21 protein-coding genes and 1 pseudogene are annotated in these 26,555 nt (G+C 72.2%); 17 read left to right on the top strand and 5 right to left on the bottom strand.

Annotated elements, in window-relative coordinates; genetic code table 11:
* From ACFW48_RS24035 to ACFW48_RS24005, 7 genes are all read left to right on the top strand, one after another.
* On the top strand, positions 1-1,423 hold a 1,423-nt coding region (locus ACFW48_RS24035; RefSeq protein WP_386317716.1), incomplete at its 5' end, for a serine hydrolase.
* 58 nt (positions 1,424-1,481) lie between these two features.
* Entirely contained in the window at positions 1,482-2,435 is a 954-nt protein-coding gene (locus tag ACFW48_RS24030; protein ID WP_386317714.1) for an ornithine carbamoyltransferase, read from the top strand.
* Complete coding sequence (locus ACFW48_RS24025) at positions 2,432-3,724, top strand: MFS transporter (RefSeq protein WP_386317712.1); 1,293 nt, start codon at positions 2,432-2,434, stop codon at positions 3,722-3,724. The genes ACFW48_RS24030 and ACFW48_RS24025 overlap by 4 nt, the downstream gene beginning before the upstream one ends.
* The gene (locus ACFW48_RS24020) at positions 3,711-4,502 is read left to right on the top strand and encodes a thioesterase II family protein (RefSeq protein ID WP_386317710.1); all 792 of its coding nucleotides are present in this window, start codon (positions 3,711-3,713) and stop codon (positions 4,500-4,502) included. Before ACFW48_RS24025 ends, ACFW48_RS24020 begins: the two co-directional genes overlap by 14 nt.
* Before the next feature lie 30 nt (positions 4,503-4,532).
* Entirely contained in the window at positions 4,533-5,468 is a 936-nt protein-coding gene (locus tag ACFW48_RS24015; protein ID WP_386317708.1) for a TauD/TfdA family dioxygenase, read from the top strand.
* Positions 5,469-5,475: 7 nt separating this feature from the next.
* Positions 5,476-6,339, top strand: a complete 864-nt coding sequence (locus tag ACFW48_RS24010; RefSeq protein ID WP_386317706.1) for a 4'-phosphopantetheinyl transferase family protein — start codon at positions 5,476-5,478, stop codon at positions 6,337-6,339.
* Positions 6,336-7,268 carry a TauD/TfdA family dioxygenase gene (locus ACFW48_RS24005; protein WP_386317705.1) on the top strand — a complete coding sequence of 311 codons (933 nt, stop codon included), beginning with the start codon at positions 6,336-6,338 and terminating at the stop codon, positions 7,266-7,268. The genes ACFW48_RS24010 and ACFW48_RS24005 overlap by 4 nt, the downstream gene beginning before the upstream one ends.
* A 103-nt stretch (positions 7,269-7,371) precedes the next feature.
* Here the strand turns inward: ACFW48_RS24005 and ACFW48_RS24000 are convergent, their stop codons facing one another.
* Together ACFW48_RS24000 and ACFW48_RS23995 are read right to left on the bottom strand one after the other, a co-directional pair.
* Positions 7,372-8,085 (bottom strand): DUF4097 family beta strand repeat-containing protein, encoded by a 714-nt coding sequence (locus ACFW48_RS24000; RefSeq protein WP_386317703.1) that lies wholly within the window; start codon positions 8,083-8,085, stop codon positions 7,372-7,374.
* 69 nt (positions 8,086-8,154) lie between these two features.
* Positions 8,155-8,409 (bottom strand): hypothetical protein, encoded by a 255-nt coding sequence (locus ACFW48_RS23995; protein WP_310872089.1) that lies wholly within the window; start codon positions 8,407-8,409, stop codon positions 8,155-8,157.
* Between the two features lie 181 nt (positions 8,410-8,590).
* On the opposite strand from ACFW48_RS23995, the gene ACFW48_RS23990 reads away from it, so the two are divergent.
* Positions 8,591-9,229, top strand: a complete 639-nt coding sequence (locus ACFW48_RS23990) for a sensor domain-containing protein (RefSeq protein WP_386317701.1) — start codon at positions 8,591-8,593, stop codon at positions 9,227-9,229.
* Positions 9,230-9,371: 142 nt separating this feature from the next.
* On the opposite strand, the gene ACFW48_RS23985 is transcribed toward ACFW48_RS23990, so the two are convergent.
* Both ACFW48_RS23985 and ACFW48_RS23980 read right to left on the bottom strand, forming a co-directional pair.
* Entirely contained in the window at positions 9,372-11,243 is a 1,872-nt protein-coding gene (locus ACFW48_RS23985; RefSeq protein ID WP_386317699.1) for a BTAD domain-containing putative transcriptional regulator, read from the bottom strand.
* 157 nt (positions 11,244-11,400) lie between these two features.
* The gene (locus tag ACFW48_RS23980; RefSeq protein ID WP_386317697.1) at positions 11,401-11,916 is read right to left on the bottom strand and encodes a DedA family protein; all 516 of its coding nucleotides are present in this window, start codon (positions 11,914-11,916) and stop codon (positions 11,401-11,403) included.
* Between the two features lie 151 nt (positions 11,917-12,067).
* On the opposite strand from ACFW48_RS23980, the gene ACFW48_RS23975 reads away from it, so the two are divergent.
* The 3 genes from ACFW48_RS23975 (at position 12,068) to ACFW48_RS23965 (ending at position 14,580) form a co-directional block, all read left to right on the top strand.
* Positions 12,068-13,357, top strand: a complete 1,290-nt coding sequence (locus ACFW48_RS23975; protein ID WP_386317695.1) for a sensor histidine kinase — start codon at positions 12,068-12,070, stop codon at positions 13,355-13,357.
* The gene (locus ACFW48_RS23970) at positions 13,330-13,989 is read left to right on the top strand and encodes a response regulator transcription factor (protein ID WP_121748265.1); all 660 of its coding nucleotides are present in this window, start codon (positions 13,330-13,332) and stop codon (positions 13,987-13,989) included. Before ACFW48_RS23975 ends, ACFW48_RS23970 begins: the two co-directional genes overlap by 28 nt.
* Before the next feature lie 135 nt (positions 13,990-14,124).
* Entirely contained in the window at positions 14,125-14,580 is a 456-nt protein-coding gene (locus ACFW48_RS23965) for a phospholipase (protein ID WP_386317693.1), read from the top strand.
* 188 nt (positions 14,581-14,768) lie between these two features.
* Here ACFW48_RS23965 and ACFW48_RS23960 read toward each other — a convergent pair whose 3' ends face one another.
* Positions 14,769-15,035 (bottom strand): hypothetical protein, encoded by a 267-nt coding sequence (locus ACFW48_RS23960; RefSeq protein ID WP_386317691.1) that lies wholly within the window; start codon positions 15,033-15,035, stop codon positions 14,769-14,771.
* A 294-nt stretch (positions 15,036-15,329) separates the two neighbouring features.
* Between ACFW48_RS23960 and ACFW48_RS23955 the strand changes: the two genes are divergently transcribed.
* The 6 genes and pseudogenes from ACFW48_RS23955 to ACFW48_RS23930 form a co-directional block, all read left to right on the top strand.
* Entirely contained in the window at positions 15,330-16,937 is a 1,608-nt protein-coding gene (locus tag ACFW48_RS23955) for an acyl-CoA carboxylase subunit beta (RefSeq protein WP_386317689.1), read from the top strand.
* Positions 16,938-16,945: 8 nt separating this feature from the next.
* Positions 16,946-17,161 (top strand): acyl-CoA carboxylase subunit epsilon, encoded by a 216-nt coding sequence (locus tag ACFW48_RS23950; protein ID WP_386317687.1) that lies wholly within the window; start codon positions 16,946-16,948, stop codon positions 17,159-17,161.
* 535 nt (positions 17,162-17,696) lie between these two features.
* Positions 17,697-19,736, top strand: coding sequence for an SPFH domain-containing protein (locus tag ACFW48_RS23945; RefSeq protein WP_386317685.1), 2,040 nt, complete (start codon positions 17,697-17,699; stop codon positions 19,734-19,736).
* A gap of 78 nt (positions 19,737-19,814) precedes the next feature.
* Positions 19,815-24,695, top strand: a complete 4,881-nt coding sequence (locus tag ACFW48_RS23940; RefSeq protein ID WP_386317683.1) for a DNA repair ATPase — start codon at positions 19,815-19,817, stop codon at positions 24,693-24,695.
* 188 nt (positions 24,696-24,883) lie between these two features.
* Entirely contained in the window at positions 24,884-26,131 is a 1,248-nt protein-coding gene (locus ACFW48_RS23935; protein WP_386317681.1) for a cation:proton antiporter, read from the top strand.
* 11 nt (positions 26,132-26,142) lie between these two features.
* Positions 26,143-26,352, top strand: a pseudogene (locus ACFW48_RS23930) (site-specific integrase); the annotation flags it as partial.
* Between the last annotated feature and the right edge of the window lie 203 nt (positions 26,353-26,555).

Genomic DNA, 26,555 nt, shown 5'->3' with positions numbered 1-26,555 from the left:
GATCCCGGCCGCCTTCACCGCCCTGGCCGCCCTGCCCCTCAACGCCAACGGCAAGGTCGACCGCCGCGCCCTGCCCGCCCCCGACGCGGACGGCGAGGACGACACGCAGCGCCCGTACACGGCCCCCGTCACCGGGATGGAGAAGGTCATGGCGGGCGTCTGGAAGCAGACCCTCGGCCTCGACCGGGTCGGCACCGGCGACAACTTCTTCGAACTCGGCGGCCACTCGATGCTCATCATCAAGGTGATGGCGGCGGCCCGGAAACTGAACCTGCCCATCACCCTCCAGATGCTCTACCAGACGCACACCCTGGCCGAACTGGCCGCCGAGCTGGACGCCGCGGCCGGCCCCGGCACCACCCGGACGGCCACCGACAACGACCCGGCGGCGCCCGCCGCCGACCGACTGCCCGTCATGGAGGAGCACCACATCCCCGGCGTCGCGGTCGCGGTCCTGCGCGACGGCGAGGTAGCGTCGCTGCACGGTTACGGCGTCCTGGAGGCGGGCTCGACGCGGCCCGTCACCCCGACGACCCTCTTCCAGGCCGGCTCGATCAGCAAGCACATCACCGCCCTCGCCGTGCTGCGCCTGGTCGACGAGGGCACCCTCGACCTCGACACGGACGTCAACCCCCGGCTCACCGGCGGCTGGCGGATCACCGACCCGGCCGGCACCCCGGTGGCCGTCACCCTGCGCCAGCTGCTCTCGCACTGGTCGGGGCTGGTCTCCGTGCCGTACGAGGGGGTCGCCCCCGGCGCCGGGCTGCCGCCGCTGTCCGAGCTGCTCGACCAGGTGCACAGCGAGGTGGCGCCCGGCACCAGGTTCCGGGTGTCCAACACCAACTACTGGGTGATCCAGCGGCTGCTGGAGGACGTCACCGGGCTGCCGTTCGCCGAGCTGATGCGCCGTACGGTCTTCGAGCCGCTGCGCATGGCCCACAGCAGCTTCGACCAGGACCACCCGGAGACGTCGGGCAGGCCGGCGGCCGTCGGACACGGGCCGCTCGGCGACCCGGTCGAGGGCGGCTGGCGCGTCGGACCGCACCTCGCCTCCTCCGGTCTCTGGTCCACCGCCGCCGACCTCGCCAAGGTCGCCGTCGAACTGCGCAGGGCCTTCCTGGGCGAGCCCTTCGCCTTCCTGTCGAAGTCGCTCGCCGAGGAACTGCTCACGCCCGTCGGCGAAGGCACCTTCTACGGCCTGGGCACGGTGGTCGACGGGGAGGCCCCCGCCCTGGAGGCCGGGCACGGCGGCGAGCCCCACGGCTACCGCAACATGATGATCGTCCGGATCTCCGACGGCACCGGCTTCGTGGTGCTGACCAACGCCGCATCGGGCCGCGCCGCCATCAAGGCCGTCTCGGCGGGCCTGCGCGAGCAGTCCGGAATCGGCGGCGGCGAACGCGCCGGGCAGTGGGCCCGGTGACCCCCGCACGTCCGGCTCCCGGACCCGCCCCCACCCTTCCTTCGAAAGGACGCCCGCCGTGCGGCATCTGATATCCATCGACGACCTCACCGACGAGGACCTGCGGGCCATCGTCGACCGCGGTGCCCGGTTCAGCGCCGAGGGCCCCGCCGGGGCCCGCCCGCTGGAGGGCGACATCGCCGGCATCTACTTCCGCCGGACCTCCACCCGGACCCGCACGGCCTTCTCGGCCGGCGCCCTCAGGCTCGGCGCGCAGATCGTCTCGTACGGCAACGGCGACCTCCAGCTGAACACCGGTGAGACCAGCGAGGACACCGGCCGGGTCATGTCCCGGATGCTCGACGTGCTCGTCGCCCGCACCGCGGACGACCCCGCCGAGATGCGCGCCTGGGCCGCCCAGAGCCGGATGTCCGTCATCAACGCGATGAGCGCCGACGAGCACCCCACCCAGGCGCTCACCGACCTGACCACGCTCCTCGGCCGGTTCGGCCGGCTGGAGGGGCTGCGCGTCCTGTACGTGGGGGAGGGCAACAACACCGCCTCCGCCCTCGCGCTGGCCCTCACCCGCTTCCCCGGGGTCGAGCTGGAGCTGCGCACCCCGCCCGGCTACGGGCTCGCCGACCGGTTCCTGGCCCGGGCGGCGGAGCAGGCCGAGCGCCATGGCGGCCGGTTCGCCGAGCGCCACGACATGGACGCGCTGCCCGCCGACCAGGACGCCGTCTACACGACGCGCTGGCAGACCACCGGCACCGACAAGCCGGACCCGAACTGGCGGGAGCTGTTCGCGCCGTTCCAGGTCCGCGAGGCGCTGTGGGAGGACAGCCCCAAGGCCGTCTTCCTGCACGACCTGCCCGCGCACCGGGGCGAGGAGGTCACCGCCGACGTGCTCGACGGCCCGGCGAGCATCGCCTTCCAGCAGGCCGAGAACAAGATGCACAGCGCCATGGCCGTCCTGGAATGGTGCCGCCGCGGGCCCACCGGTTCCGCGGACGGCGCGGGGCGGTCCCGGTGACCGTCGCCCCCCAGGCACCGGCCGAGGCCCGCCCCGAGCTGCCGCCGCTGCGCAGGAACCGGGACTTCGTCCTGCTCTGGTCCGGAGCGGGCATGTCGTTCCTCGGCACCCGGGTCACCGCGGTCGCCTATCCGCTGCTCGTGCTCTGGCACACCCGCTCACCGATCGCCATGTCCCTGGTGACCTTCGCGGCCCTGCTGCCCGCCCTCCTGGTGCAGCTGCCGGCCGGGGCGCTCGTGGACCGGTGGGACCGTCGGCGCGTGATGGTGGTGTGCGAGGCGGGCCGTGCGCTGGCGCTCGGCACGGCCGCGGTCGCGGTGCTCACCGGCCAGGTCCAGGTGGCGCACATCGCCGCCGTGGCGTTCGTCGAGTCCTGCCTCACCGTCTTCTACCGGCTGGCCGAACGCGGCGCCGTGCGCAATGTGGTGCACGAGGAGCAACTGCCGCAGGCGCTCGCGCAGAACGAGGCGCGAGGCCGGGCGGCGGGCCTGCTCGGCCAGCCCGCCGGCATCCTCTTCTACACGGCGGTGCGCTGGGTGCCGTTCCTGTTCGGCGCGGTCGCCTACCTCGTCTCACTGGTGACCCTGCTGTTCATCAGGAAGGAGTTCCAGGGCGAACGGGTCGCCCCGCCCAAGGCGCTGCACCGCGAGGTCGCCGAGGGCATGGCGTGGCTGTGGCGCCGGCGTTTCCTGCGCACGGCGCTCGGCTTCGTCGCCGGCACCAACGCGCTGTTCCAGGTCCTCAGCCTCGCCGTGATCCTGATGATCAAGGAGGAGGGCCGCTCGGAGGCCGTCCTCGCCGTCGTCGTGACGGGCGGCGGCATCGGCGGCATGCTCGGCGCGCTCACCGGCGGCTGGTGGATGCGCCGGTGCAGCCAGCGCACCATCCTCGTCGGCGGGCTCGCCGTCTGGGCCTGCCTGATGACGGCCATCTCCTTCACCCGGGCCGAACCGCTGCTGCTCGGACTGCTGTTCGCCGGTACGAGCCTGGTCGGCGCCGTCTTCAACGTCGCCGCCGCCGTCTACCAGGTGCGCACCACCCCCGACGAGTTCCAGGGCCGCGTCGCCGGCACGGCGAACCTCATCTCCTCCGGCACGAACTCGCTCGGCGCGCTCCTCGCCGGCCTCGCCCTCGAACTCTGGGGCGCCGCCGACTCGATCCTGCTGACCGGCGCCGCGATGGCGCTGCTGGCCCTGGGCGCCGTACTCAGCCCCGCCCTGCGCACCGAGGACGCGCCGGCCGACACCGAAGCCCAAGGGCGAAAGGGAGACGAACGTGAGCGGACCTGACAGCCCGGCCGCCTGGTTCCGGGTGCACCGGCGGACCGTGGACCCGCGGCTGCGACTGGTGTGCTTCCCGCACGCCGGCGGCACCGCCCAGCTCTACCACGGCTGGCCGTCGAGGCTGCCCGAGGACATCGAGGTGCTCGCCGTCCGCTATCCCGGCCGGCAGGACCGGCTGGCCGAGCCGTGCGTCGAGGACATGGCGGCCCTCGCCGACCGGGTCACCCGGGCGCTCGTCCCGTACCTCGACCGGCCGGTGGCGCTGTTCGGCCACAGCATGGGCTCCGCCGTCGCCTACGAGGTGGCGCTGCGCCTGGAGGCCCGGCACGGCACCACGGCCGCCCGACTGCTGGTCTCCGGCCGGGCAGCGCCGCACCGGGCCCGGCACAGCGGGCTGCACGAGGAGGACGACGACACGCTGATCGCGGGCGTCCGCAGTCTCGGCAGCCTGGGCTCCGAGGTCTTCGACATCCCCGAGCTGCGGGAGCTGCTGCTGCCCGCGCTGCGCGCCGACTACCGGCTCATCGAGACGTACCGGCCCGGGAGCCCGGCCCCTGTGCGCGCCCCCGTCAGCGCGTACATCGGCGACGACGACCCCGGCTCCGGCCGCGACCGGGCGTTGGTGGCGGCCTGGGCGGAACTGACCACCGCGGGCGACTTCACGCTGCGGTCCTTTCCCGGTGACCACTTCTACCTCGACCCGTGCGAGGCGGAGCTGACGGCCGACATCGCACAACAACTGGAGGGAGTGGGGCGAAATAGAAGATTTATAGCTTTCCCCTAGATAGTTGGAGAATACTGAAGGGATCGTCCCATGACTGAACAGCAGACCTGGTCGCCGCTCGAGATCGAGACCGAACTCGTCGGCGGCACGGAGGAACTGGTCGACCGCCTCAAAGCGATGGGTGACGAACTGGGAGAACTCATCGTGCAGGAGAAGGCCCTGGTCTTCCGTGGCTTCGGGGTGACCCCGGCCGGTCTGGACGACGTCCTCGACCTGCTGCTGCCGAACCGCCTCGCGTACGTGCACGGCAACTCGCCGCGCACCAAGGTCGGCAGCAACGTCTACACCTCGACCGAGTACCCGCAGGAATTCACCATCTCGATGCACAACGAGATGAGCTACGCCCACGCCTGGCCGGCCCGGCTCGCCTTCTACTGCCAGATCCAGCCCGGCAGCGGCGGCGCGACCCCGGTCCTGGACTCCGCGGTGTGGCTCGACTCCCTCGACGACGAGGTCAGGCAGGCCTTCGCCGGCGGCGTCCGCTACACCCAGAACCTGCACGACGGCTACGGCCTCGGCAAGAGCTGGCAGGACACCTTCGAGACCGACAGCCGCGAGGAGGTCGAGGCGTTCCTCGACGGCACCGGAGCCGGCTGGGAGTGGAAGGCCGACGGCGGCATCCACGTCGAATCGGTACGCCCGGCCACCGTCCGGCACCCGGTCACCGGAGTCGAGGGCTGGTTCAACCAGGCCGACCAGTGGCACCCGGCCGGCCTCGGCGACGACACCGCCGCGGCCCTCGCCCAGATCCTCCCCGAGGACGAACTCCCGCAGAACGTCACCTTCGCCGACGGCAGCCCGATCCCCGCCGAGTACGTGACCCAGATCCGCGACCGGGGCCTGGCCAACGCCGTCGACGTCGACTGGCGCACCGGGGACCTGCTCCTCATCGACAACGTGGCGCTCGCCCACGGCCGCCGGCCCTTCACCGGCGCCCGTCGCGTGCTGGTGGCGATGTCGGACTGATGACGCCATGACTGCCGAGACCGCCGAGTTCGAGCGGCTGCGGACGCAGGACGCCGTCCACGTCTGGCGGGGCCGCGCACCGGACGCGCTGCTCCCCGAGGACACCGCCCTGCTCTCCGCCGCCGAACTCGGGATCGTACGCCGCAGGTCGCCGCAGGCCGCCGTCCGGTACGCGGGAGCGCACGCGGCCCTGCGCCGGGTCCTGGCCCGCTACCTGGGCGAGCCGCCCGAGCGGATCAGGCTCGGGCGGCAGCCCTGCCCCCGCTGCCGGCATCCCGAACACGGGCGTCCGCGCATCGACTGGCCGCCCAGCGGCCTCGACTTCAACCTGTCCCGCTCCGGCGGGCACTGGCTGCTCGCCGTCGTCGCCGACCACCAGGTCGGTGCCGACGTCGAGGACGGCAGGACCGTCGACGTCCAGGGCTCGTCCGCGATCGTGCTCACGGACGACGAACTGGCCCACATGCGGGCCCAGCCCACCGAGGAACTCCGCCTGGCGGCCTTCTTCCACTGCTGGACGCGTAAGGAGGCCGTGGTGAAGGCCTCCGGGGTGGGCATCGTCGCCGACCTGCGCACCATCGAGGTACGCCCCGCCGACGACGGCCCGGTCCGCGTCACCCACGCCGAGCCGAACGGCCCGGACACCTGGACCGTGCAGAACCTGCCGGTGGGCCCCGGACTGTTCGCCGCGCTCGCCAGGGAGGCCGGCAGCACGGGCCCCGTACTGCTGCGGGACTACCGGGAGATCCAGAACCTGCCGCACGACAGCGCCCCGCACGACAGCGCCCCGCACGACAGCGACCGGCACGACTGCGACGCGTACGACCCCGCGCCCCACGACACCGAGAAGGAAGGAGCCCACGCCGCATGACCGCCGCCGAGTTCTTCGCGCCGCCGGGCACCCCCGGCACCTCAGTCCACACGTTCATCGACGAGAACCACGACAAGCTGCGCCGCGTCCTCGCCGAGCGCGGAGCGATCCTGCTGCGCGGCTTCGAGGTGGGCGGGGTGGACGGATTCGACGGCGTGGTCCGCGAGTTCTCCCGCTCCGCGCCGCTCACCTACGCGGAGCGCTCCTCGCCCCGCTCCACCATCAAGGGGCAGGTCTACACCTCGACCGACTACCCCCAGGGCGAGGAGATCTTCCTGCACAACGAGAATTCCTACCAGGCGACCTGGCCGCGCACCCTGTACTTCTTCTGCATCGAGCCGGCCCTCACCCAGGGCGCCACCCCGCTCGCCGACATCCGCGAGGTCTACCGGCACATCGACCCCGGCATCCGCGACGAGTTCGCGCGGCGCGGCTGGCGGGTCGTGCGCAACTTCCACGCCGAGTTCGGCGTGCAGTGGCAGGAGGCCTTCGGCACCACGGACCGGGACGCGGTCGAGGAGTACTGCCGCGGCAAGGGCCTGGACCCGCACTGGCGGCCGGACGGCGGGCTGCGCACCACCGCGGTGCGCCGCGCCGTGCACACCCACCCGGAGAGCGGCGCCCCCGTCTGGTTCAACCACGCGACGTTCTTCCACGTCACCTCGCTGGCCCCGGAGGTCCGGGAAGGTCTGCGGGAGATCTTCGCCGAGGAGGACCTGCCCACCAACACGTACTACGGGGACGGCGGCCGCATCCCCGACGAGGTGATGGACCACCTGCGCGCGGCCTACCGCGCGGCGTCCACCCGCTTCGACTGGGAGCGCGACGACGTCCTCATCGTCGACAACATGCTCGCCGCCCACGGCCGCGAGCCCTTCACGGGCCCGCGCAAGATAGCCGTCGCCATGGCAGAACCGTGGGAGGGCTGATCGGAACGGCTCGGCACGAGCCGGCCGGCGCGCCGAGCGCGACGGGCCGGGCACTCCCTCTCGGGGAGCGCCCGGCCCGTCGCCGTCGCCGTGCCGCGGGGGCTCAGCCCGCGGCGCTCAGCTTCACGTCGCCGCCGTCCGTGTGCAGCGTGATCTTGCGGGTGGCCCCGGGGTCGGTCTTGATGTCGACCTTCGACGAGCCGCCGTTGCTGGTGGCCTTCACCGCGTACGCCTCGGCGGCCGGCACCCGCACCGACACGTCGCCGGCCCGGGTGTCGACGTCCACGGTGTCCGGCGCGGCGGTGAACCGGGCGTCGACCGCGCCGCCGTTGCCGTCCACGGTGAACCGCTTGGAGGTGATCCGGTCCGCGGTGACCTTGCCCCCGCCGGACTTCACCTCAAGGGTGCCGGCGAGCCCGGACACCGTGACGTTCCCGCCCTTGCTGTCCAGGACGGCCGCGAGGGCCTTCGGCACCTCCAGGGTGTAGTCCACGGTGCACCTGGAGGCCCCACCGTCCTCGGCGCAGCCGTCCCCGGGTGTCAGCAGCAGCGTGCCGCCCTGTGTGGTGTGCTCCGTGTCCGGCTTGTCACCGCTGTACGTCACCTTCTCGGTGACCCTGACCGTGCTGCCGTCACCGGCGACGACCTTGATGTCGCCGCCCGGCGTCCGCACCTCCAGTGCCGACACCTTCCCGGTCACGTCGTACGAGGTGCTCTTGCTCTTGGATCCCTCCTGACCGACCTCGCAGCCGGTGGCGAGCACGCCGGCGGCGAGCGCGAGGACGGCGACGGACAGGTGACGGGCGCGGAGCTTCATGATGGCCTCTTCTTCTTTCGGTGCTCGGGACGACTTCAGGTCTGCGCAGTTGCGGGGCGGGGACAGGACCTAGGAGACAGGGCGGCGGTTCACGGACCGCCCGCCCTCGCGGTAGGACGCGTGGGAGAAGGAGCCCGGGGTCTGGGCGACCCACACGCCGCCGACGACCTGGGCCCGGACCACGGAACGCGTGGTCCCGGTGCCGGGGAGCGGGCCGCTGAACACCACGGTCGGCGCGGCACCGCCGGCCGGCAGACGGCCGGCCACCAGCGAACGCTGCGGGCACGTCTCGACATAGCTCTGGGTGTTCGCGACCGTCGACATGTGGACTCCCAAGTGACTTGGCCCCGCTGCTGCGGCGCTCCGACTGCTGACTCAACAAAACCGTGAGTAGGGGGTCCGGCACATTGCGGCGGAACAGAGTCTTCGGGGTAGGGCCAGGCATACCCCGGAAGTAGAACTGGGCTGCTGGGCGCGGGAGGCACCCGGTTTCTACGGTGGGGACATGGCAATCCTGGAAGCGACATCGGTGTGGGTGGCGGTCCGCCGCCCCGGTTTCCTGTTCTCCTCGTGGCCGTGGCGGGCGACCGCCTACCTGCTGAGCAGTACTCCGGTGGGCCTGATCGGTCTGATCGCGATACTCACCGCGTTCGCGGTGGGCGGCGCGCTCACCGTCGTGCTCGTGGGGGTGCCCGTCCTGCTGGCGGCCCTGTTGTCCGGCGTCCCGATGGGTGTGGTCGAGCGGCGCCGGCTGCGGATGGTCGGCCACCGCGCCCTGCGCGACCCGCACGAGGAGCCGGAGGAGCCGGGACTCGGCCCCTGGTGCAGGAAGCGGTTCTGCGAGGCGTCCAGCTGGCGCGAGCTGGCCTACACGCTGCTGTTCGTGACGGTGCTGTGGCCGCTGGACCTGCTGGCCGTGGTCTTCGCGCTCGCCGTTCCCGTGGGCCTGATGGCCACCCCGTACATGCTGGCCGCGTACGGCGGTGGCGAGTCCACCATGGCGCTGAAGCAGTGGGCGGTCACCTCCTACCCGCAGGCCTGGGCACTCGCCGTACTCGGGCTGCTGCTGCTGCCGGTGGCGGCCTACGCGCTGACCGTGGTGGCCGGCGCCCGGGCCGGCTGGGCGCGGATGCTGCTCACCTGACCGGGCACGGGGCCTCATCCGCCAACCTCCTTCCACGCCGCTCACGTTGATCCATTCAACGGGGCGGCGCGGCGGTGTGCCCGGCGTGTCAGCTGGCAGCACCCTGCCCCGGCAGGACGTTGCGAAAGGCCCCGGCCGGGCTTCAGCAGCGCGCCCCGGCCAGTGAGCGGGCGAACACCAGGACCACCTCGTGGAAGAGGTACTGCGGCAGCCCCGTCGCGTCCACGCCCACCGTCTCCAGCAGGGACACATCGGTCAGCCGCTCCAGGAAGTCCTCCGCCTCCTGCTCCGGGATCCCGAGGAGCAGCCCCGCCGTGACCGCGGGGAACGGGCCGCGCCCCAGCGCCGTCAGCTCGGCGAGGAGCTCGTGCTCCCGCGCGCTGAAGCCGCGCATCGAGGACAGCACGGACTGCCGTACGTCGAGGTCCCCGAAGCGCAGTTCGTGCAGGCGCGTGTCCTCCTTCGCGAGCCGGTCCGCGAGCCGCGTCGCCGACCAGTGCGGCCGGGACGCGAGGCGGGCGCCGGCGACCCGCAGGGCGAGCGGCAGCCCGCCGCAGGAGTCCGCGATGGCGGCGGCCGCGTCGGGTTCGACCGCGATCCGCCGGAGGCCGGCGACCGCCGCGAGCAGGGCGAGGGATTCGGCCTGTGCCATCGGCGCGCACGCCGTCGTGTGCGAACCGGACACGGCGCACAGCCGGGCCCGCCCCGTGACCAGCACGGTGGCCGAGGCGCTGCCCGGCAGCAGGGGATCGAGCTGGAGGTCGCCGGCCGCGTTGTCGAGGAGGATCAGCAGCCGCTTGCCCGTCGTGCGGGTGCGGTAGAGCCGCACCAGCTCGTCCAGGTCGGCGGGCGGCCGGTCGGGCGCCGCGACCGGCTCCCCGAGGGCGCGCAGCAGCCGTACCAGAATCTCGGCCGGGTCCTTGGGCGTGCCGTCCGCGTGGCACAGGTTCGCGTACAGCTGGCCGTCCGGGAAGTGCTGGACGCTGGCGTGCGCGGCGTGCACGGCGAGCGCCGTCTTGCCCACCCCGGCCATGCCGGTGATCAGCATGCGCTGCGGCCGGAAGACGGGCTGACGCCCGGCGCGCGGCGGCGCCAACTGCGTCAGGAGGAAGTCGAGTTCGGCCTTGCGGCCGGTGAAGTCGGCGATGTCGGCGGGCAGCATCGCGGGGGGCGCGGCCTGGGGCGCGAGCGGCGGCGCGAACGTCAACGGCCGCCCGCCCGGGTTCTGCGGGGTGTTCGCGTGCGGCGCGATCGCCGCCGTCGGGGCCGGCGGCCGGGGCAGGTCGAGGGTGCTGTTGAGCACCGCCTGGTGGGCCGCGTTCAGGTCGGCGCCGGGGTCGACGCCGAGTTCGTCGGCGAGCGTCCGACGGCCCTGCTGGTAGACGTGCAGGGCGTCGGCCTGCCGGCCGCACCGGTACAGCGCGGTCATCAGCTGGGCGCGCAGCCGTTCACGCAGCGGGAACTCCGCCACCAGGCCCACCAGTTCGGGGATCAGCTGCTGGTGCCGGGAGAGCGCGAGGTCCGCCTCGATGCGGTGTTCCAGCATCGTGGTGCGCGCTTCCTCCAGTTGCGGCAGTTCCGCGTCCGCGAGGAAGGTCGTGACGTTGGCGAGCGCGGGGCCGTGCCACAGGCCCAGGGCCCCGCTCAGCAGCTCGTGCGCGTCCTCGTAGCGCCGTTCGGCGAGCGCGGCCCGGCCGAGCCTGCCCAGCCGCTCGAACTCCGAGGTGTCGAGGCGTGCGTCGTTGATGTGGATGAGGTATCCGGGCTGACGGCGGACCAACTCCACCTCCGGGCCCAGGAGTTTGCGCAACCGGGAGATGTACGTGTAGATCTGGGCGCTCATGGTGGCGGGCGGGTCCCAGCCCCACAGCAGCGCGCTCAGCCGGTCGTCGGTGACGATCTTGCCGCGGGCGAGCAGCAGCGCCGCGAGCACGGTGTGCACCTTCGCCCCCGACATGGAGACACGCCGTTCGCCCTGTCTGGCTTCCACCGGACCGAGAAGCTGGAAATCCATGAGTCCCCCACTCACTTGCGTTCACTGCTGTCGAGACGGCCGGCTGGATTGCCGAAGTCTTCCGTTGAACCATTCTTCGAGGGCGTGACCTGGTAAGTCGTCAGCGGCGCAGGGCAGGAGGCTGCGGTGGCAAGACGTTGCACGCTCATCCGCGCGTTCACAGGCCCGGGCTGAAACCCATGCCGTAGCCGACGAGCACGAAGGCCGGCGCCCACACCGCGCTGCTCACGACGGACCAGGTCAGATAGGACCGCACGGGCATTCCGGAGACCCCGCACAGGGTCGGTACGAGGGTGCGCAGCCCCGCGGTGAACCGCCCCACGAACACCGCCCGGCCGCCGTGCCGCTGGATGGCGGACAGGGCGCGGGCGGTGGAGCGGGGCCGCAGCAGCCGACGCGGTACGCGGTCCAGGAGCCGGGTGTTCCAGCGTCGGCCGGCCGCGTAGCCGAGGCCGTTGCCGAGCACCGCGCCGAGCAGCGCGGTGACCACGATCCAGCCGAGCGGGACCCGGCCGTGGTGCGCCAGCATGCCGCCCATCACCACGGCGGTCTGCCCCGGGAGCAGCACGCCGATCAGTGGCAGCGCGGCCTCGAGGGCGGGCAGCAGCAGCACCGCCGCCAGGATCCCCCAGATCCCGAACATCAGGGTGTGGTCGGTCAGCCAGGCCAGCATCTCCGGCCTCCTTTCGCTGCCTCCAAGACAACCGCGCGGGCCCGCGCGGAACACGACCACTGGGCTGAGTCCTGGGGTAGGGCAGGCCCTACCCCAGGCCCTCGGTCTGGAGGGATGGCTCCGGCAGAGAACCGCCTTCTACCGTGAGGCCATGCGCTCACTCAACGTGTGGCAGGCCCTGTCCCGCTCCGGCTACCTGCTCTCCGGCTGGCCCTGGCGGGCCGCCGGTTATCTCCTCAGCAGTACCCCTGTCGGCATCGTGGTGCTGCTGGCGATCGTCCTCGCGGCGGCGATCGGCAGTGCGCTGGCCGTCGTGCTGATCGGCCTGCCGCTGCTCGCGCTGCTCGCCCTGTCCGGGCTGCCGGTGGCGGCCGTGGAGCGGCGGCGGCTGCGGCTCGTCGACCGGCGGCCGGCCCCCACGCCGCACCGGGTGCCGGACGAACCGGGGTTGCTGGCCTGGGGGCGTACCCGGTTCCGGGAACAGGCGACCTGGCGGGAGCTCGGTTACACGCTGGCGTTCGCGACGGTGCTGTGGCCGCTCGACCTGCTGGTGTTCGTCATGGCGCTCGTCGTGCCGGCGGGGCTGGTGGCGACGCCGGCCCTGATGGCGACGGTCGGCGATGGCGAGGAGGCGCCCGTACTGAAGATGTGGACTGCGACCAGCTGGCCCGAGGCGTTCGCCGTCGCCGTCGCCGGCCTGCTGCTCTTCGCCCTCAGCGGGTATGTGATCGGCGCCGTGGCGGTGGCCCGCGCCGAACTCACCCGGCTCCTCATCGCGCCCGTGGAGACCGACCTGGGGGAGAAGGTCACCGAACTGGTGCGCTCCCGCGTCCGGTTGGTCGACGCGTTCGAGGCGGAGCGCCGGCGGATCGAGCGCGACCTGCACGACGGCGCCCAGCAGCGCATCGTCGCCCTGACCATGGCGCTCGGCCTGGCCCGTCTCGACGCCCCGCCCGGCCCGCTGGCCGACCAGCTCGCCAAGGCCCACGACGAGGCCGGCAAGGCGTTGGCCGAGCTGCGGGAGCTGATCCAGGGCATCCATCCGAAGGTTCTCGCCGACTTCGGGGTGGGCGCGGCCGTCGCCGACGCCGCCGACCGGTCGGTGGTACCGGTGGACGTCTCGGTGGAGTTGCCGCGGCGGCTGCCCGAGGCGGTCGAGGCCGCCGCCTACTTCGTGGTCTGCGAGGCGCTGGCGAACGTCGCCAAGCACAGCGGGGCGCGGCGTGCCGAGGTGGTCGGCCGGTACACGGACGGGTGGCTCGTCTTCGAGGTGGGGGACGACGGGTGCGGTGGCGCGGACGCCCAACGGGGCAGCGGCCTCACCGGACTTGCCGACCGGGTGTCCGTGCTGGATGGCAGACTGACCCTGTCCAGCCCCGCCGGCGGCCCGACCCTACTGCGTGTGGAGATCCCTTGCGAGCCGACAGAGCACTCCGTGTAGTCCTGGCCGAGGACAGTGTGCTGCTCCGGGAAGGACTGATCGGCCTGCTCGGACGCTTCGGCCACGAGGTGGTCGCGGCGGTCGGTGACGCGGAGGCGCTGATGACGGCCGTCACCGAGCACACCCCCGACATCGTGGTCACCGATGTGCGGATGCCGCCGGGATTCACGGACGAGGGGCTGCACGCGGCCGTGCGGCTGCGGGAGGCCCGGCCCTCGCTGCCGGTCCTGGTGCTGAGCCAGTACGTCCAGCGCAGTTACGCGTCCGAGCTCCTCGACTCCGGGGACGGCTCCGGCGTCGGCTATCTGCTCAAGGACCGGGTCGGCCAGGTCGAGGAGTTCCAGTCGGCCCTCCTGGAGGTCGCCGGGGGCGGCACGGTCGTCGACCCGGAGGTCGTCCGTCAGCTGCTGCGCCGCCGACGTGACCCGCTGGAGCGCCTCACGGCCCGCGAGCGCGAGGTCCTGGCCCTGGTGGCGGAGGGCAAGTCCAACACGGCGGTCGCCCGCGAACTCGTCGTCTCCGAGGCGGCGGTGGGCAAGCACATCGGCAACATCCTCGCCAAACTGGACCTCCCGCAGGCGGACGAGACACACCGCCGGGTCCTCGCGGTCCTCGCCTTCCTGCGGGGCTGAGCCGTATATGGCGCGGTGCTCGCCTTCCTGCGGGCCTGACCCGTATATGGCTGCGCCATAGCCCCCGCGGCCAGGCTGTGCCCGCCCCGCGCATCAGCGCCGGGCCCACACCCACAGCCCGCCGGAGGACTCCCGATGCGCAGCCGTTTCGCCACGCCCCTCGCCGCCGCCGCTCTCGCCGTGCCGCTCGCCCTCGGTGCGGCGGCCGCCCCCGCCCAGGCCGCCCCCGCCGACAAGCCGCAGGTGCTGAGCGGCTGGACCCAGACCGGCGCGAGCAGCTACAACTCCTGGGTGGCGGCCCGCGACAACCAGGCTTCCTACAGCGCGTACGGCTTCGACTGGTCGACCGACTACTGCACCACGTCGCCCGACAACCCCTTCGGCTTCCCCTTTCAGATGTCATGCGCGCGCCATGACTTCGGCTACCGCAACTACAAGGCCGCGGGTTCCTTCGACGCCAACAAGGCCCGCCTGGACGACGCCTTCCACGCGGACCTGAAGCGGGTGTGCACCGCCTACTCGGGCATCAAGCGCGCCTCCTGCGACGCCTCCGCCTGGACCTACTACCAGGCCGTCGACAAGCTCGGCTAGGAGCTGTCGCGTGGGCCCCCTGCGCATGTGAAGGTTCGGAATGCAAGGTTCCCCGCGTATTGCCGACCGGCGACCGGTCGGCAATACGCATGCGGAGGGAAATCGCTCACCAGAAAAGGCGAAAGGGCCCGCCCCCGAAGAACGCGGGGGCGGGCCTTCGTCGACGCGACGGTCACTTCCGTGCCGGGTCAGTCCCAGCTGGGGTCCGCCGGCAGCGACAGGGCGCTGTCCCAGCTCGGGTCCTCCTGGACGCTGTCCCAGCTCGGGTCCTTCTCGGCGCTGTCCCAGCTCGGGTCCATCTGCACACTGTCCCAGCTCGGGCCCTTCTGTGTCACCGCCACGCCGGCAGTCGAGTCCCCCGCCACCTGGGCGACCGCCCCCGCGGCCGGCGCACCGAGCGCCACGGCGACGGCGGCTACGGCGACAAGACCTGTGCGCAGAACGCTGACCTTCATGTGATCCCCCTGGTTGTTTTCCGGATACCGGAAAGACATTGAGTGAGCGGACGTATTCCATCGGAATTCCGACGACCGCCCTCCGATGAATGAGATTCTTGTTCCTCGGTCACCCCTGCCACCAGGGCAATCCCATGTCAGGGTGCTGCGCTGGCAGTAGCTTGACAGCGGATCATCGCATTCCGATTCGGCGGCCGAAAGTATTCCGCTTCTCTCTGTGTAGAAGAAGTAAAGGTGAAGGGCCTAAAGCTGGGTCTGACGTGCACCCTTGAACTCTTTCCGAGGAGTACTCAGATGACCCTCGCCGCCGAGCCGGCCACCGGCCCACCGCTGCCCCAGCTCGCCGAAAGGCCGGATCTTGCCACGCGCACCGCCGAGCTGCGCGGCTACCACGAGGAGGCGCGGCGCGGCCCGGACGAGCAGGCCACGGCCCGTCAGCACGCACGCGGCAAGCTCACGGCCCATGAGCGGATCGCCCTGCTCTTCGACGCGGAGTCGTTCACCGAGGTCGAGCCCCTGCGCCGGCACCGGGCCGTCGGCTTCGGCATGGAGTACAGGCGCCCGTACGCCGACGGGGTCGTCACCGGCTGGGGCACGGTCCACGGCCGCACCGTCTTCGTGTACGCCCATGACTTCCGCGTCTTCGGCGGCGCGCTCGGCGAGGCCCACGCCGAGAAGATCCACAAGGTGATGGACCTCGCGGAGGCGGCCGGCGCCCCGCTGGTGGCCCTGTGCGACGGAGCGGGCGCCCGCATCCAGGAAGGGGTCACCGCACTCGCCGGCTACGGTGGCATCTTCCGCCGCAACGCCCGCTGTTCCGGGGTGATCCCACAGATCAGCGTGATGCTGGGCCCGTGCGCGGGCGGCGCCGCCTACTCTCCCGCGCTGACGGATTTCGTCTTCATGGTGCGCGGCACCTCACAGATGTTCATCACCGGCCCCGACGTGGTGCAGGCCGTGACCGGCGAACAGATCGACCACAACGGCCTCGGCGGCTCCGACGTCCACGCCACCACGACGGGCGTGGCAGCTTTCGTCCACGACGACGAGGAGTCCTGCCTGGAGGAGGTACGGCACCTGCTGTCGCTGCTGCCCTCCAACAACCGCGAACTCCCCCCTCACCAACCGTCCGACGACCCGGCCGACCGCGGTAACGACGCCCTCCTCGACCTCGTCCCGGCCGACCCGTCGCGCGCGTACGACATCCGGGACGTCATCGCGGAGATAGTCGACGACGGCGACTACACGGAGGTGCACGCCCGCTGGGCGGGCAACGTGGTGTGCGCCCTGACCCGGCTCGACGGCCACGTCGTGGGCATCGTCGCCAACCAGCCGTCGTCGTTCGCCGGGGCGCTCGACATCGCGGCCAGCGAGAAGGCCGCCCGCTTCGTGCAGACCTGCGACGCCTTCTCCATCCCCCTGCTCACCCTGCTCGACGTGCCCGGCTTCCTGCCGGGCCGCGAGCAGGAGCACGGCGGCATCATCCGGCACGGCGCGAAGCTCCTGTACGCCTACTGCAACGCGACCGTGCCCCGGATCCAGCTGATCCTGCGCAAGGCGTACGGCGGCTCCTACATCGTCATGGACTCCCGCTCGATCGGCTCCGACCTCTCCTTCGCGTGGCCGTCGAACGAGATCGCCGTGATGGGCGCGGAAGGCGCGGCAGGCGTCGTCTTCCGGCGCGAGATCGCCGCCTCGCCCGACCCGGAGGCCACCCGCGCCCAGCTGATCGAGGAGTACCGCTCCGAGCTGATGCACCCCTACTACGCGGCGGAACGCGGCCTCGTCGACGACGTCATCGACCCCGCGCGGACCCGCGCGCTGCTCATCCGCTCACTCGCCATGCTGCGCACGAAACACGCCCCGATACCGGAACGGAAGCACGGCAACCCACCTGTATAGGAGCCCCCTTGCCCAAGACCCCGACCCCGAACCCGAACCCGAATCCCGTGTTCACAGTGGAACGCGGCACCCCCGACGCCACCGAACTGGCCGCCCTCACCGCGGTCCTGCTCACCCGGGCCAGACTGCTGCCCCACCCACCGATCCCCACCCCCGCCCCGACCCCGTCCCGCCCGACCTGGCCCCACCCGTCCTACCGGGTCCCCGGCACATGGCGCCGCTGACGTCCTGGTCGCCGGGCGCGATGCGACCAGTCGGCCGTCCTCGCTGGTGAGCAGGACGCGCTCGCGTCGACGCCCGGCATCAAGAGGACGTAAAGATTGCCGTATTACGGCAATGCGGCGCGATGCGCTCCTCGGTCAGTATGAGGGCGGCAGCAACAGGGGGACGGCCCCGGTGCCAGGGCCCGGCAACGGGCGTCGGTGCCGGGGTCCGGTCGATCGTCTCGGGGGTGAGGTCGTGGCACGGACTGACGACGTCACCGCGCACATCCCCACCCGCCTCGACATCACCGCTCCGGCGGACGAACCCGGCGTGCGGTCGGGCGCCGCCCTTCCTGCTGGGCCGGGCCGCGGACACCGCGGGCGACGACGACCGGACACTGCGGCCGGTTCCCCGTACGACCCCGGCAGTAGCCACCGCCGCGGCTGAGCCGTGGCCGACGTGCGTCGCACCGGACGCGTCCACCCGTAGTCGAACGGGCGGCCGCTCTGCCTCTTCGTGGAGGCATCAACTCTTCGCAGACTTCGAGGACTTCCTATGGATTACCCCACCCTGGGCATCGGCGTGCTCGTTTGCCTCCTGCTCGCGGCCGCCGTGCTGTTCGTCGTCGCCCGCCTGTTCCGCAAGGTGGAGCAGGGCAAGGCCCTGATCGTCTCCAAGATGCGCAAGGTCGACGTGACCTTCACCGGGCAGGTCGTGCTGCCGGTACTGCACAAGGCCGAGGTGATGGACATCTCGGTGAAGACCATCGAGATCACCCGGGCCGGCAAGGAAGGGCTGATCTGCAGGGACAACATCCGCGCGGACATTCGGATCTCGTTCTTCGTCAAGGTCAACAAGACCGCCGAGGACGTCGTCAAGGTCGCCCAGGCGGTCGGCACCGCACGGGCCAGCGACCGGAACACGCTCCAGGAGCTGTTCCACGCGAAGTTCTCCGAGGCGCTGAAGACCGTCGGCAAGCAGATGGACTTCACCGACCTCTACACCAAGCGCGAGGAGCTGCGGTACCGGATCATCGAGGTCATCGGCGTCGACCTCAGCGGGTACCACCTGGAGGACGCGGCGATCGACTACCTGGAGCAGACGCCGCTGACCCAGCTCGACCCGGCCAACGTCCTGGACGCGCAGGGCATCCGGAAGATCACCGAGCTGACGGCCGTGGAGCACGTGCGCACCAACGAGGCCCAGCGCACGGAGGAGAAGGAGATCACCCGCCAGAACGTCGACGCGCGGGAGGCGATCCTGGAACTGGAGCGCCGGCGGGTCGACGCCGAGACCAAGCAGAAGCGGGAGATCGAGACCGTACGGGCGAGGGAAGAGGCCGAGACCGCGCGGGTGGTGGAGGAGGAGCGGCTGCGGGCCCAGTCCGCCTTCCTCAAGACCGAGGAGCAGCTCGGCATCCAGCGCGAGAACCAGGGACGCGAGGTCGCGGTCGCGCAGAAGAACCGCGAGCGGGTCATCGCCATCGAGAACGAGCGCATCGAGAAGGACCGCCTCCTGGAGGTCATCGCCCGGGAGCGGGAGACGCAGCTGACGCGGATCGCCGCCGAGAAGGAGGTCGAGGGGGAGAAGCGGGAGATCGCCGACGTCATCCGCGAGCGGGTGGCGGTGGACCGTACGGTCGCCGAGCAGGAGGAGGCCATCAAGAGGCTGCGTGCCGTCGAGGAGGCGGAGCGGCAGCGGCAGGCCGTCGTCATCGCCGCCGAGGCCGAGGCGCAGGAGCGGCTGGTCAAGGACATCAAGGCCGCCGAGGCCGCCGAACAGGCCGCCACGCACCGTGCCGCCGAGGAACTCACGCTCGCCGAGGCCCGGCTGAAGAGCGCCGACCTCGACGCGCGGGCCAAGCTGCGGCTCGCCGAGGGCATCCAGGCGGAGAGCGCGGCCCAGGGGCTGGCCGAGGTCCAGGTCCGCGACAAGGAGGCCGAGGTCCTGGAGAAGGCCGGCCGCGCGGAGGCCGGGGCCACCGAGGCCCGGCTGCGGGCGGAGGCCGAGGGCGCCAAGGCCAAGGCACTGGCCGAGGCCGCCGCCGTCGGCGAGAAGCTGAAGGCGGAGGCGGCCGGCCTCACCGAGAAGGCCGCGGCGATGGCCGCGCTGGACGAGGCGTCCCGCGGCCACGAGGAGTACCGGCTGCGGCTGGAGGCCGAGAAGGACGTCCGGCTGGCCGGGCTGGACGTGCAGCGGCAGGTGGCCGAAGCGCAGGCGACGGTCCTGGCGACCGGGCTGGAGAACGCCGACATCAACATCGTCGGCGGCGAGTCGGTCTTCTTCGACCGGCTGGTCGGGGCGATCGCCCTCGGCAAGGGCGTCGACGGCTTCGTGCAGCACTCCGAGACCGCGCAGGCGCTGGCGGGTCCCTGGCTGGACGGAACGTCGAGCTTCACCGACGACATCGGCCGCCTCCTCGGCTCGGTCTCCACGGCCGACGTGCGGGACCTGACCGTGTCCACCCTGCTGATGAAGCTCATGAAGACGGGCGGCGCCGACTCCGCGGCCCTGGAGCAGCTGCTCAGCAAGGCCGGCGAGCTGGGCCTCGCCGACACCCGGCTGGCGGCCGTGAACGGCAGCGCCAAGGGCTGACCGACCGCGGTCGTGGAGCTGCCGCGCGGGGGGCGGCAGCTCCACGACCGCTCTTTCCGACTTCCTGAGAGGGACCTCATGACCACCGCCCTGGACACGGGTACGTACGAGGTGCTGCGCGACCGCCTCACCGCGCAGGCGGCCGAACTCGCCCGCCGCGCCGAGGCGCTGAACGCCCGCCGCGTCGAGGAGTTCGGCTCCCTGCGCCTGGAGCTGACCGGCACCGAACACCTGCGCACCGAGTCGGCGTGCGTGCCGCGCGACCTCGTGTCCGTCGGCGACGTCCTGGTCTTCGGCTACGGCACCGTCCCCGGCCGGGGGCCCAAGACCACCGTCGGCGACGTCCTCGCGCTGCACGACCGGGCCCTGAACCGGCTGCCCGAGGACGCCGTGCCCGGCCTGCTCGACGATCCGGCGTTCGTCCGCGAGTTCGCCGCCCTGCACCGCTACTTCCACCAGGCCCGGCTGCTCCGGCTCCGGCGCGTGGAGGACAAGGTCCTCGCCGTCTTCCGGACCGGTGAGAAGGCGGACGACATCCGGGTCCTGCGCTGGGCACTGTCCGACGACGGCCGGGCGTCCTTCCTGGACGCGCGCGGTGACCGCGACCACGTACTCCCGCCCGCCCACGACTTCGCGTGGACGGTGACGACCCGCGAGGACCACGTCCTGGGCCGCCATCCGCACGTCTCCATCGAGGGCGAGGTGTTCGTCGAGACGCTGGGCGGGACCCTGACCGTCAAGACCGAGGACGACACCGGCACGGGCGAGGGCGTGTACGCCGAGCCGGTCGACGAGCCGCTCCAGTCGCTCGCCGACGCGCACATCGCGTACGCGCGCGTGGGCGCCCTGATCCTGGTCGACGTCCTCCCGTACAAGGAGGACGTCCACCGCTACCTGGTGTTCAACACCCTCACCAGGACCGTCGTCCGCCTCGACGGCATCGGGCAGGCGTGCCGCCGGCTGCCCGAGGACCAGGGCATCGTCTTCCCCGGCGGCTACTGCCTGGCCACCGGCACCCACCGGACGTTCGACGGCGTCGACACCGAGGGCATGGAGTTCGAGCGGGCGGTCCGCTCCCCGAACGGCGAGGACGTCCTCTTCGCCTTCCACGCCCGCGCGGCGGGCCGCAGCCTGCTGCTGCCCTACAACGTGATCCGCAAGGAGGTCGCCGCCCCGCTGTCCTGCCACGGCTGGGCGCTGTTCGACGACGGAGCCCTCCTCACCCTGCGGGCGGCCGGCGCCGAGCCGCAGCGCGTGCACCCCGTCCAGCGGTGGACCTCCCCGTACGTCTCCGACACCCACGCCGCCGCCCAGCCGGCCGGCACCGGCCCGCTCGCCCGCGTCGGCAACGCCGACCTGGTGCGCGGCGTCTCCGACTGCCTGTCCGTCACCCGCGCGGTCACCGAGACCACCCCGACCGGCGAGGTGTACGAGGCGCTCGTGGCGGCGTGCGTGCGGGCCGCCGACACCCACCACTGGCTGTCCGAACCGGACCTCGGCGCCCTGCACGAGCCGCTCACCCAGGTGCGGGTCACCGCCGAACAGGTGCTGGCCGAGTTCGAGACGGTGCAGGCGCTCACCCGGCAGGCGGCCGACGCGCTCACCGCTGCGGCGGCCCGCGTCACCGCCGTCGTACGGCGTCTGCGCGGCGAGGCCCCGCGCGGCGCCACGGCATGGGTGGCCGGACTCACCGAGCTGCGGCAGGCCCAGGGGCAGCTGCTCACCCTCAAGGACATGCGGTACGCGGACACCGACCGCATCGACGAACTGGCCGCGGACGTCGAACGCGACCTCGCCTCCTTCGCGCAGCGTGCCGTGACCCACCTGGCGCACGAGGACGCCTTCGCCGGCCACCGGGCCGACATCGAGCAGCTCGTCGCCGACGCCGAGGCGATCACCACCGTGGCCGAGGCGGAGCCCGTCGCGGCCCGGCTCGACGAGCACGCCGACAACCTGCGCACGGTGACCGACGTCGTCTCCGGCCTGGACATCGGCGACGCCACCGTCCGCACGTCCGTCCTGGAGCGGATCGCCGAGGTCCTCGGGGGCGTCAACCGCGCCCGCGCCACGCTGGACGGCCGCCGCCGCGCGCTGCGGGAGAGCGAGGGCCGGGCCGAGTTCGCCGCCGAGTTCGCGCTGCTCGGCCAGGCGGTCACCGGCGCGCTCGCGGCGGCCGGCACCCCCGAGGAGTGCGACGAGCAACTGGCCCGCCTGCTCGTGCGGGTGGAGAACCTGGAATCCCGGTTCGCCGAGTCCGACGACTTCCTCGCCGAGCTGGCGGACAAGCGCGACGAGGTCCACGAGGCGTTCTCCGCCCGCAAGCAGACCCTCGCCGACGCCCGTGCCCGCCGCGCCGAGCGCCTGGCCGAGTCGGCCGACCGGGTGCTGGGCACGATCGTCCGCCGGGCCTCCGCACTCGCCGACGCGGACGCCCTCACCACGTACTTCACCTCCGACCCGATGCCCGCCAAGGTCCGCCGCACGGTCGACGAGCTGCGCGGACTCGGCGACCAGGTCAGGGCGGAGGAGCTGGACGGCCGCCTGAAGTCCGCCCGGCAGCAGGCCCTGCGCGCGCTGCGCGACCGCACCGACCTGTACGCCGACGGCGGCCGCACCGTCCGCCTGGGCGGCCACCGCTTCGCGGTCGACACCCAGCCCCTCGACCTCACCCTCGTCCCCCAGGGCGACGGCCTCGCCTTCGCCCTGACCGGCACGGACTACCGCGCCCCGGTCACCGACCCCGAGTTCGCCGCGACCCGCCCCTACTGGGACCGCCCGCTGCCCTCGGAGTCGCCCGAGGTCTACCGCGCCGAGCACCTCGCCGCCCGCCTGCTCGACGAGCACGGCCCGGCCGCCCTCGCCACGGCCGACGACCTGCCCGCCCTGGTCCGGCAGGCGGCCCAGGAGGCTTACGACGAGGGCTATGAGCGTGGTGTGCACGACCACGACGCGGCCCTGATCCTCGGCGCCCTCCTGCGCCTGCACGAGGGCGCGGGGCTCCTGCGCCACGAGCCGTCCGCCCGCGCCGCCGCCCAGCTCTTCTGGGCGCACGGCACGACGGCCGAGGAGCGCGACGCCTGGAGCCGCCGCGCCGTCTCCCTGGCCCGCGCCCGCGACACCTTCGGGCTCGCCCCCGCCATCGCCGACCTGGAGGCGGAGCTGGCCACGGCGATCGGCACGCGAGCGGCGGCCGCCTACCTCTTCGAGGAGCTGACGTCCGCCCCCGACGGCTTCGTCATCAGCGTCGGCACCCGGACCCTGCTCGACAAGTTCCGCCGCACAGTGGGCGACTCGGCCTACGACGACGACCTGACCGCCCTCACCGACCCGGCCGCCCGCCGGCAACTCGTCGAGGCGTGGCTGACGTCGTACACCACCGCGACCGGCACCGACCTCCCCCCGGGCGACCTGGCCGAGGCGGTGGCGGCCGAGCTGTGCCCCGAACTGCCCCGCTACGAGTCGGACGCACCCCTCACGGAGACCGTCACCGGCTTGCTCGGCACCCACCCCCGAGTCCACGGCGACCGGACCCTGACCGTCCGAGTCGACGAACTCCTCTCCCGCACCCGAGAGTTCCGCGCCCGCGAAGTCCCCGCCCACCGGGCCTACCAGCGTCGCCGCGCGGCACTGGTCGCCGCCGAACGCGGCCGCCTCCGCCTGGACGAGCACCGGCCGCGCGTGATGTCGGCGTTCGTGCGCGGCAGGCTCATCGACGAGGTCTACCTCCCGCTGATCGGCGACAGCCTCGCCAAACAGCTCGGCACCACGGGTGACGCCAAGCGCACCGACACCGGCGGCCTGCTGCTGCTCATCTCTCCGCCGGGCTACGGCAAGACGACCCTCGTGGAGTACGTCGCCGACCGGCTCGGCCTGCTGCTGGTGAAGGTCAACGGCCCGGCCCTGGGCCACACGGTGACCTCCCTCGACCCGGCCGAGGCTCCGAACGCCACCGCCCGGCAGGAGATCGAAAAGATCAACTTCGCATTGCGGGCGGGCAACAACACCCTCCTCTACCTCGACGACATCCAGCACACCTCACCCGAACTCCTCCAGAAGTTCATCCCGCTCTGCGACGCCACCCGCCGCATCGAGGGCGTGCGCGACGGCGAGCCGCACACCTACGACCTGCGCGGCAAGCGGTTCGCGGTGTGCATGGCGGGCAACCCGTACACCGAGTCCGGCAGCCGCTTCCAGGTGCCCGACATGCTCGCCAACCGCGCCGACGTGTGGAACCTCGGCGACGTCCTGACCGGCAAGCGGGACGCCTTCGCCGCCAGCTTCGTCGAGAACGCCCTGACCGCCAACCCGGTCCTCGCCCCGCTCGCCGGCCGCGACCGCGCCGACCTGGAGCTGCTGCTCCGGCTGGCCGCGGGCGACCCGGCCGCCCGCGCCGACCGGCTGACCCACCCGTACGAGCCCGCCGAGCTGGACCGGATCACCGCGGTCCTGCGTCATCTGCTCACGGCCCGCGAGACCGTCCTCGCGGTCAACGCCGCGTACATCGCCTCGGCCGCCCAGTCGGACACCACCCGGACCGAGCCGCCGTTCCGGCTCCAGGGTTCCTACCGCAACATGAACAAGATCGCCCAACGCATCCAGCCGGTCATGAACGACACCGAGCTGTCCGCGCTGCTCGACGACCACTACACGGCGGAAGCCCAGACCCTGACCACCGGAGCCGAGGCCAACCTGCTGAAACTGGCCGAGCTGCGGGGCACGCTCACCGCCGCCCAGGCCGGTCGCTGGACCGAACTGAAGGCGGCGTACGTCCGCACCCAGACCCTCGGCGGCCCCGAACACGACCCCCTCACCCGAGCCGTCGCCGCCCTCGGCCTGCTCGCCGACCGGGTCGCGGCCGTCGAGTCGGCGATCAACCGCGCCGCCGACCCGCGCCACCTCGTCGCCAATCCGGCCGCCCGGCACGCCGCCCGCCCGGCGCGGGGGCCCGGAGACGAATGAAATGAGGAGGGCAGAGGGCCGCCCACCGCGATGGCGTCGTGCCGGAACGCGGCAGCGTGCGGCGGACGGCGTTGCCCGTCAGGCACCTGTCAGGGAGGCGTAAGAGACGTGTAAGGTCCGTTGCGGAGTGCCGGGAAGTCTGGTCGGCGAGAGGGAACAGCTGTCTTCGTCGATCGGGGTTGGTCTTCGTGGTACTCGTCGCGGTGTTCGGCGCCGCTCTGCTCATCGCGGTCCTCCTCTCCGGACTCGCGGCCCGGACCGTGCTGTCCACCTCCTTCCTCTTCCTCGTCGGCGGCGCGCTCGTCAGCGACGGGTTCCTCGGGCTGATCCACATCACGCCGGACAGCGACATCGTCGCGGTCACGGCCGATCTGGCGCTGTTCGCTGTGCTGTTCACCGACGGCATGCACGTGTCCTTCCCGAAGCTTCGGGAGAACTGGAAGAACCCGGCCCGTGCCCTCGGCCTCGGCATGCCCCTCGCCTTCGTCGGTATGGCGCTGATCACCCACTACCTGGTCGGATTGGACTGGACGACTTCCTTCCTCGTGGGCGCCGTACTGGCCCCCACGGACCCGGTGTTCGCCTCGGCGATCGTCGCCCGCAAGGAAGTACCGCCCAAACTGCGGCAGTTGCTGAACGTGGAGAGCGGCATCAACGACGGGCTCGCCCTGCCGATGGTGCTCGTCCTCATCGCCGCCGCCGGCCCGACCAGCGGCCACGCGGAGACGTCCTTCGGGATGATCGCCCTCGAACTCGGACTGGGACTGGCCTTCGGTGTGGTGCTGCCTCTGCTGGTGAACGGGCTCGTGAGGTTCCGGCTCTTGGGAGCGGAGCCCAAGCTGCAGCCACTGCTGCCCCTGGCCACCGGAATCACCCTGTACGCCGCCTGCCACCTGACCCACGCCAACCCCTACCTGGCCGCCTTCTCCGCAGGCGCCGTTCTCACCGCCGTATCCCCGGAGGCGAAGACGGCCTACGAACCGCTGGGTGAGGCGCTCGCGGAGCTGGCCAAGTTCGCCGCCCTGCTGGTCTTCGGCGCGCTGCTGACGCCCCAGCTCTTCGCCGACCTGTCCTGGACCGGCTACGTGGCCGTGGTCCTGGCGATCCTGCTGGTGCGGCCCACCTCGATGCTGATCTCACTCGTCGGCACGCAGTTCGACCGACGCGAGAGGCTGGTGGCCGCGTGGTTCGGCCCCAAGGGGTTCGCGTCCGTGGTCTACGGGCTCCTCGTGCTGCAGGCCGGCATCCCGCAGGGGGAGCAGGCGTACACGCTCATCGCCGTCTGCATCGCCTTCTCGATCATCGCCCACAGCAGCACCGACGTACCCATCGCGAGGATCTTCGACGTCGAGGACCTGGCCGGCATTCCCGAGCCGGCGAACAGCGCGCAGAAGCGGGCCCCGAGCCAGGAGGAGGACCAGACCCGCCGACCGTGAACACGGCGTGCGCCGACCGATGGACACCGAGGGAGCTGCGGCACAGCTCCGTGTCGTCCCTGCTGTCCGACCGCGGCGTCCCGCTGGAGGGGATCTCCCGGCTCGTCGGACACTCCGGTACGGCCGTGACCGAGGAGGTCTACCGGAAGCAGATCCGGCCCGTCATCCAGACCGGCGCTGTGGTCATGGACGGCATCTTCAAGCGGGGTCCGGCGCGATAGTCACGCAGATAGACACGCACAGAAAACAGGTGAGGCAGACCGTAACGTTACGGTCTGCCTCACCTGGTGTTTCTCTGTCGGGGTGGCGGGATTTGAACCCACGACCTCTTCGTCCCGAATGAGGTTCGGGTGGTGATCTTGCCAGCGTGGACGGCGTTTGCGCTGGTCAGGGCGTCGGGATGTCGTGGTCTCAGGTGGCCTCG

It is taken from the genome of Streptomyces sp. NPDC058812 (assembly GCF_042744565.1).
In the GTDB taxonomy this organism is placed as follows: domain Bacteria; phylum Actinomycetota; class Actinomycetes; order Streptomycetales; family Streptomycetaceae; genus Streptomyces; species Streptomyces thinghirensis.
The sequence above is the reverse complement of the archived record's forward strand: the minus strand, read 5'-3'. Positions and strand labels throughout refer to the sequence as shown.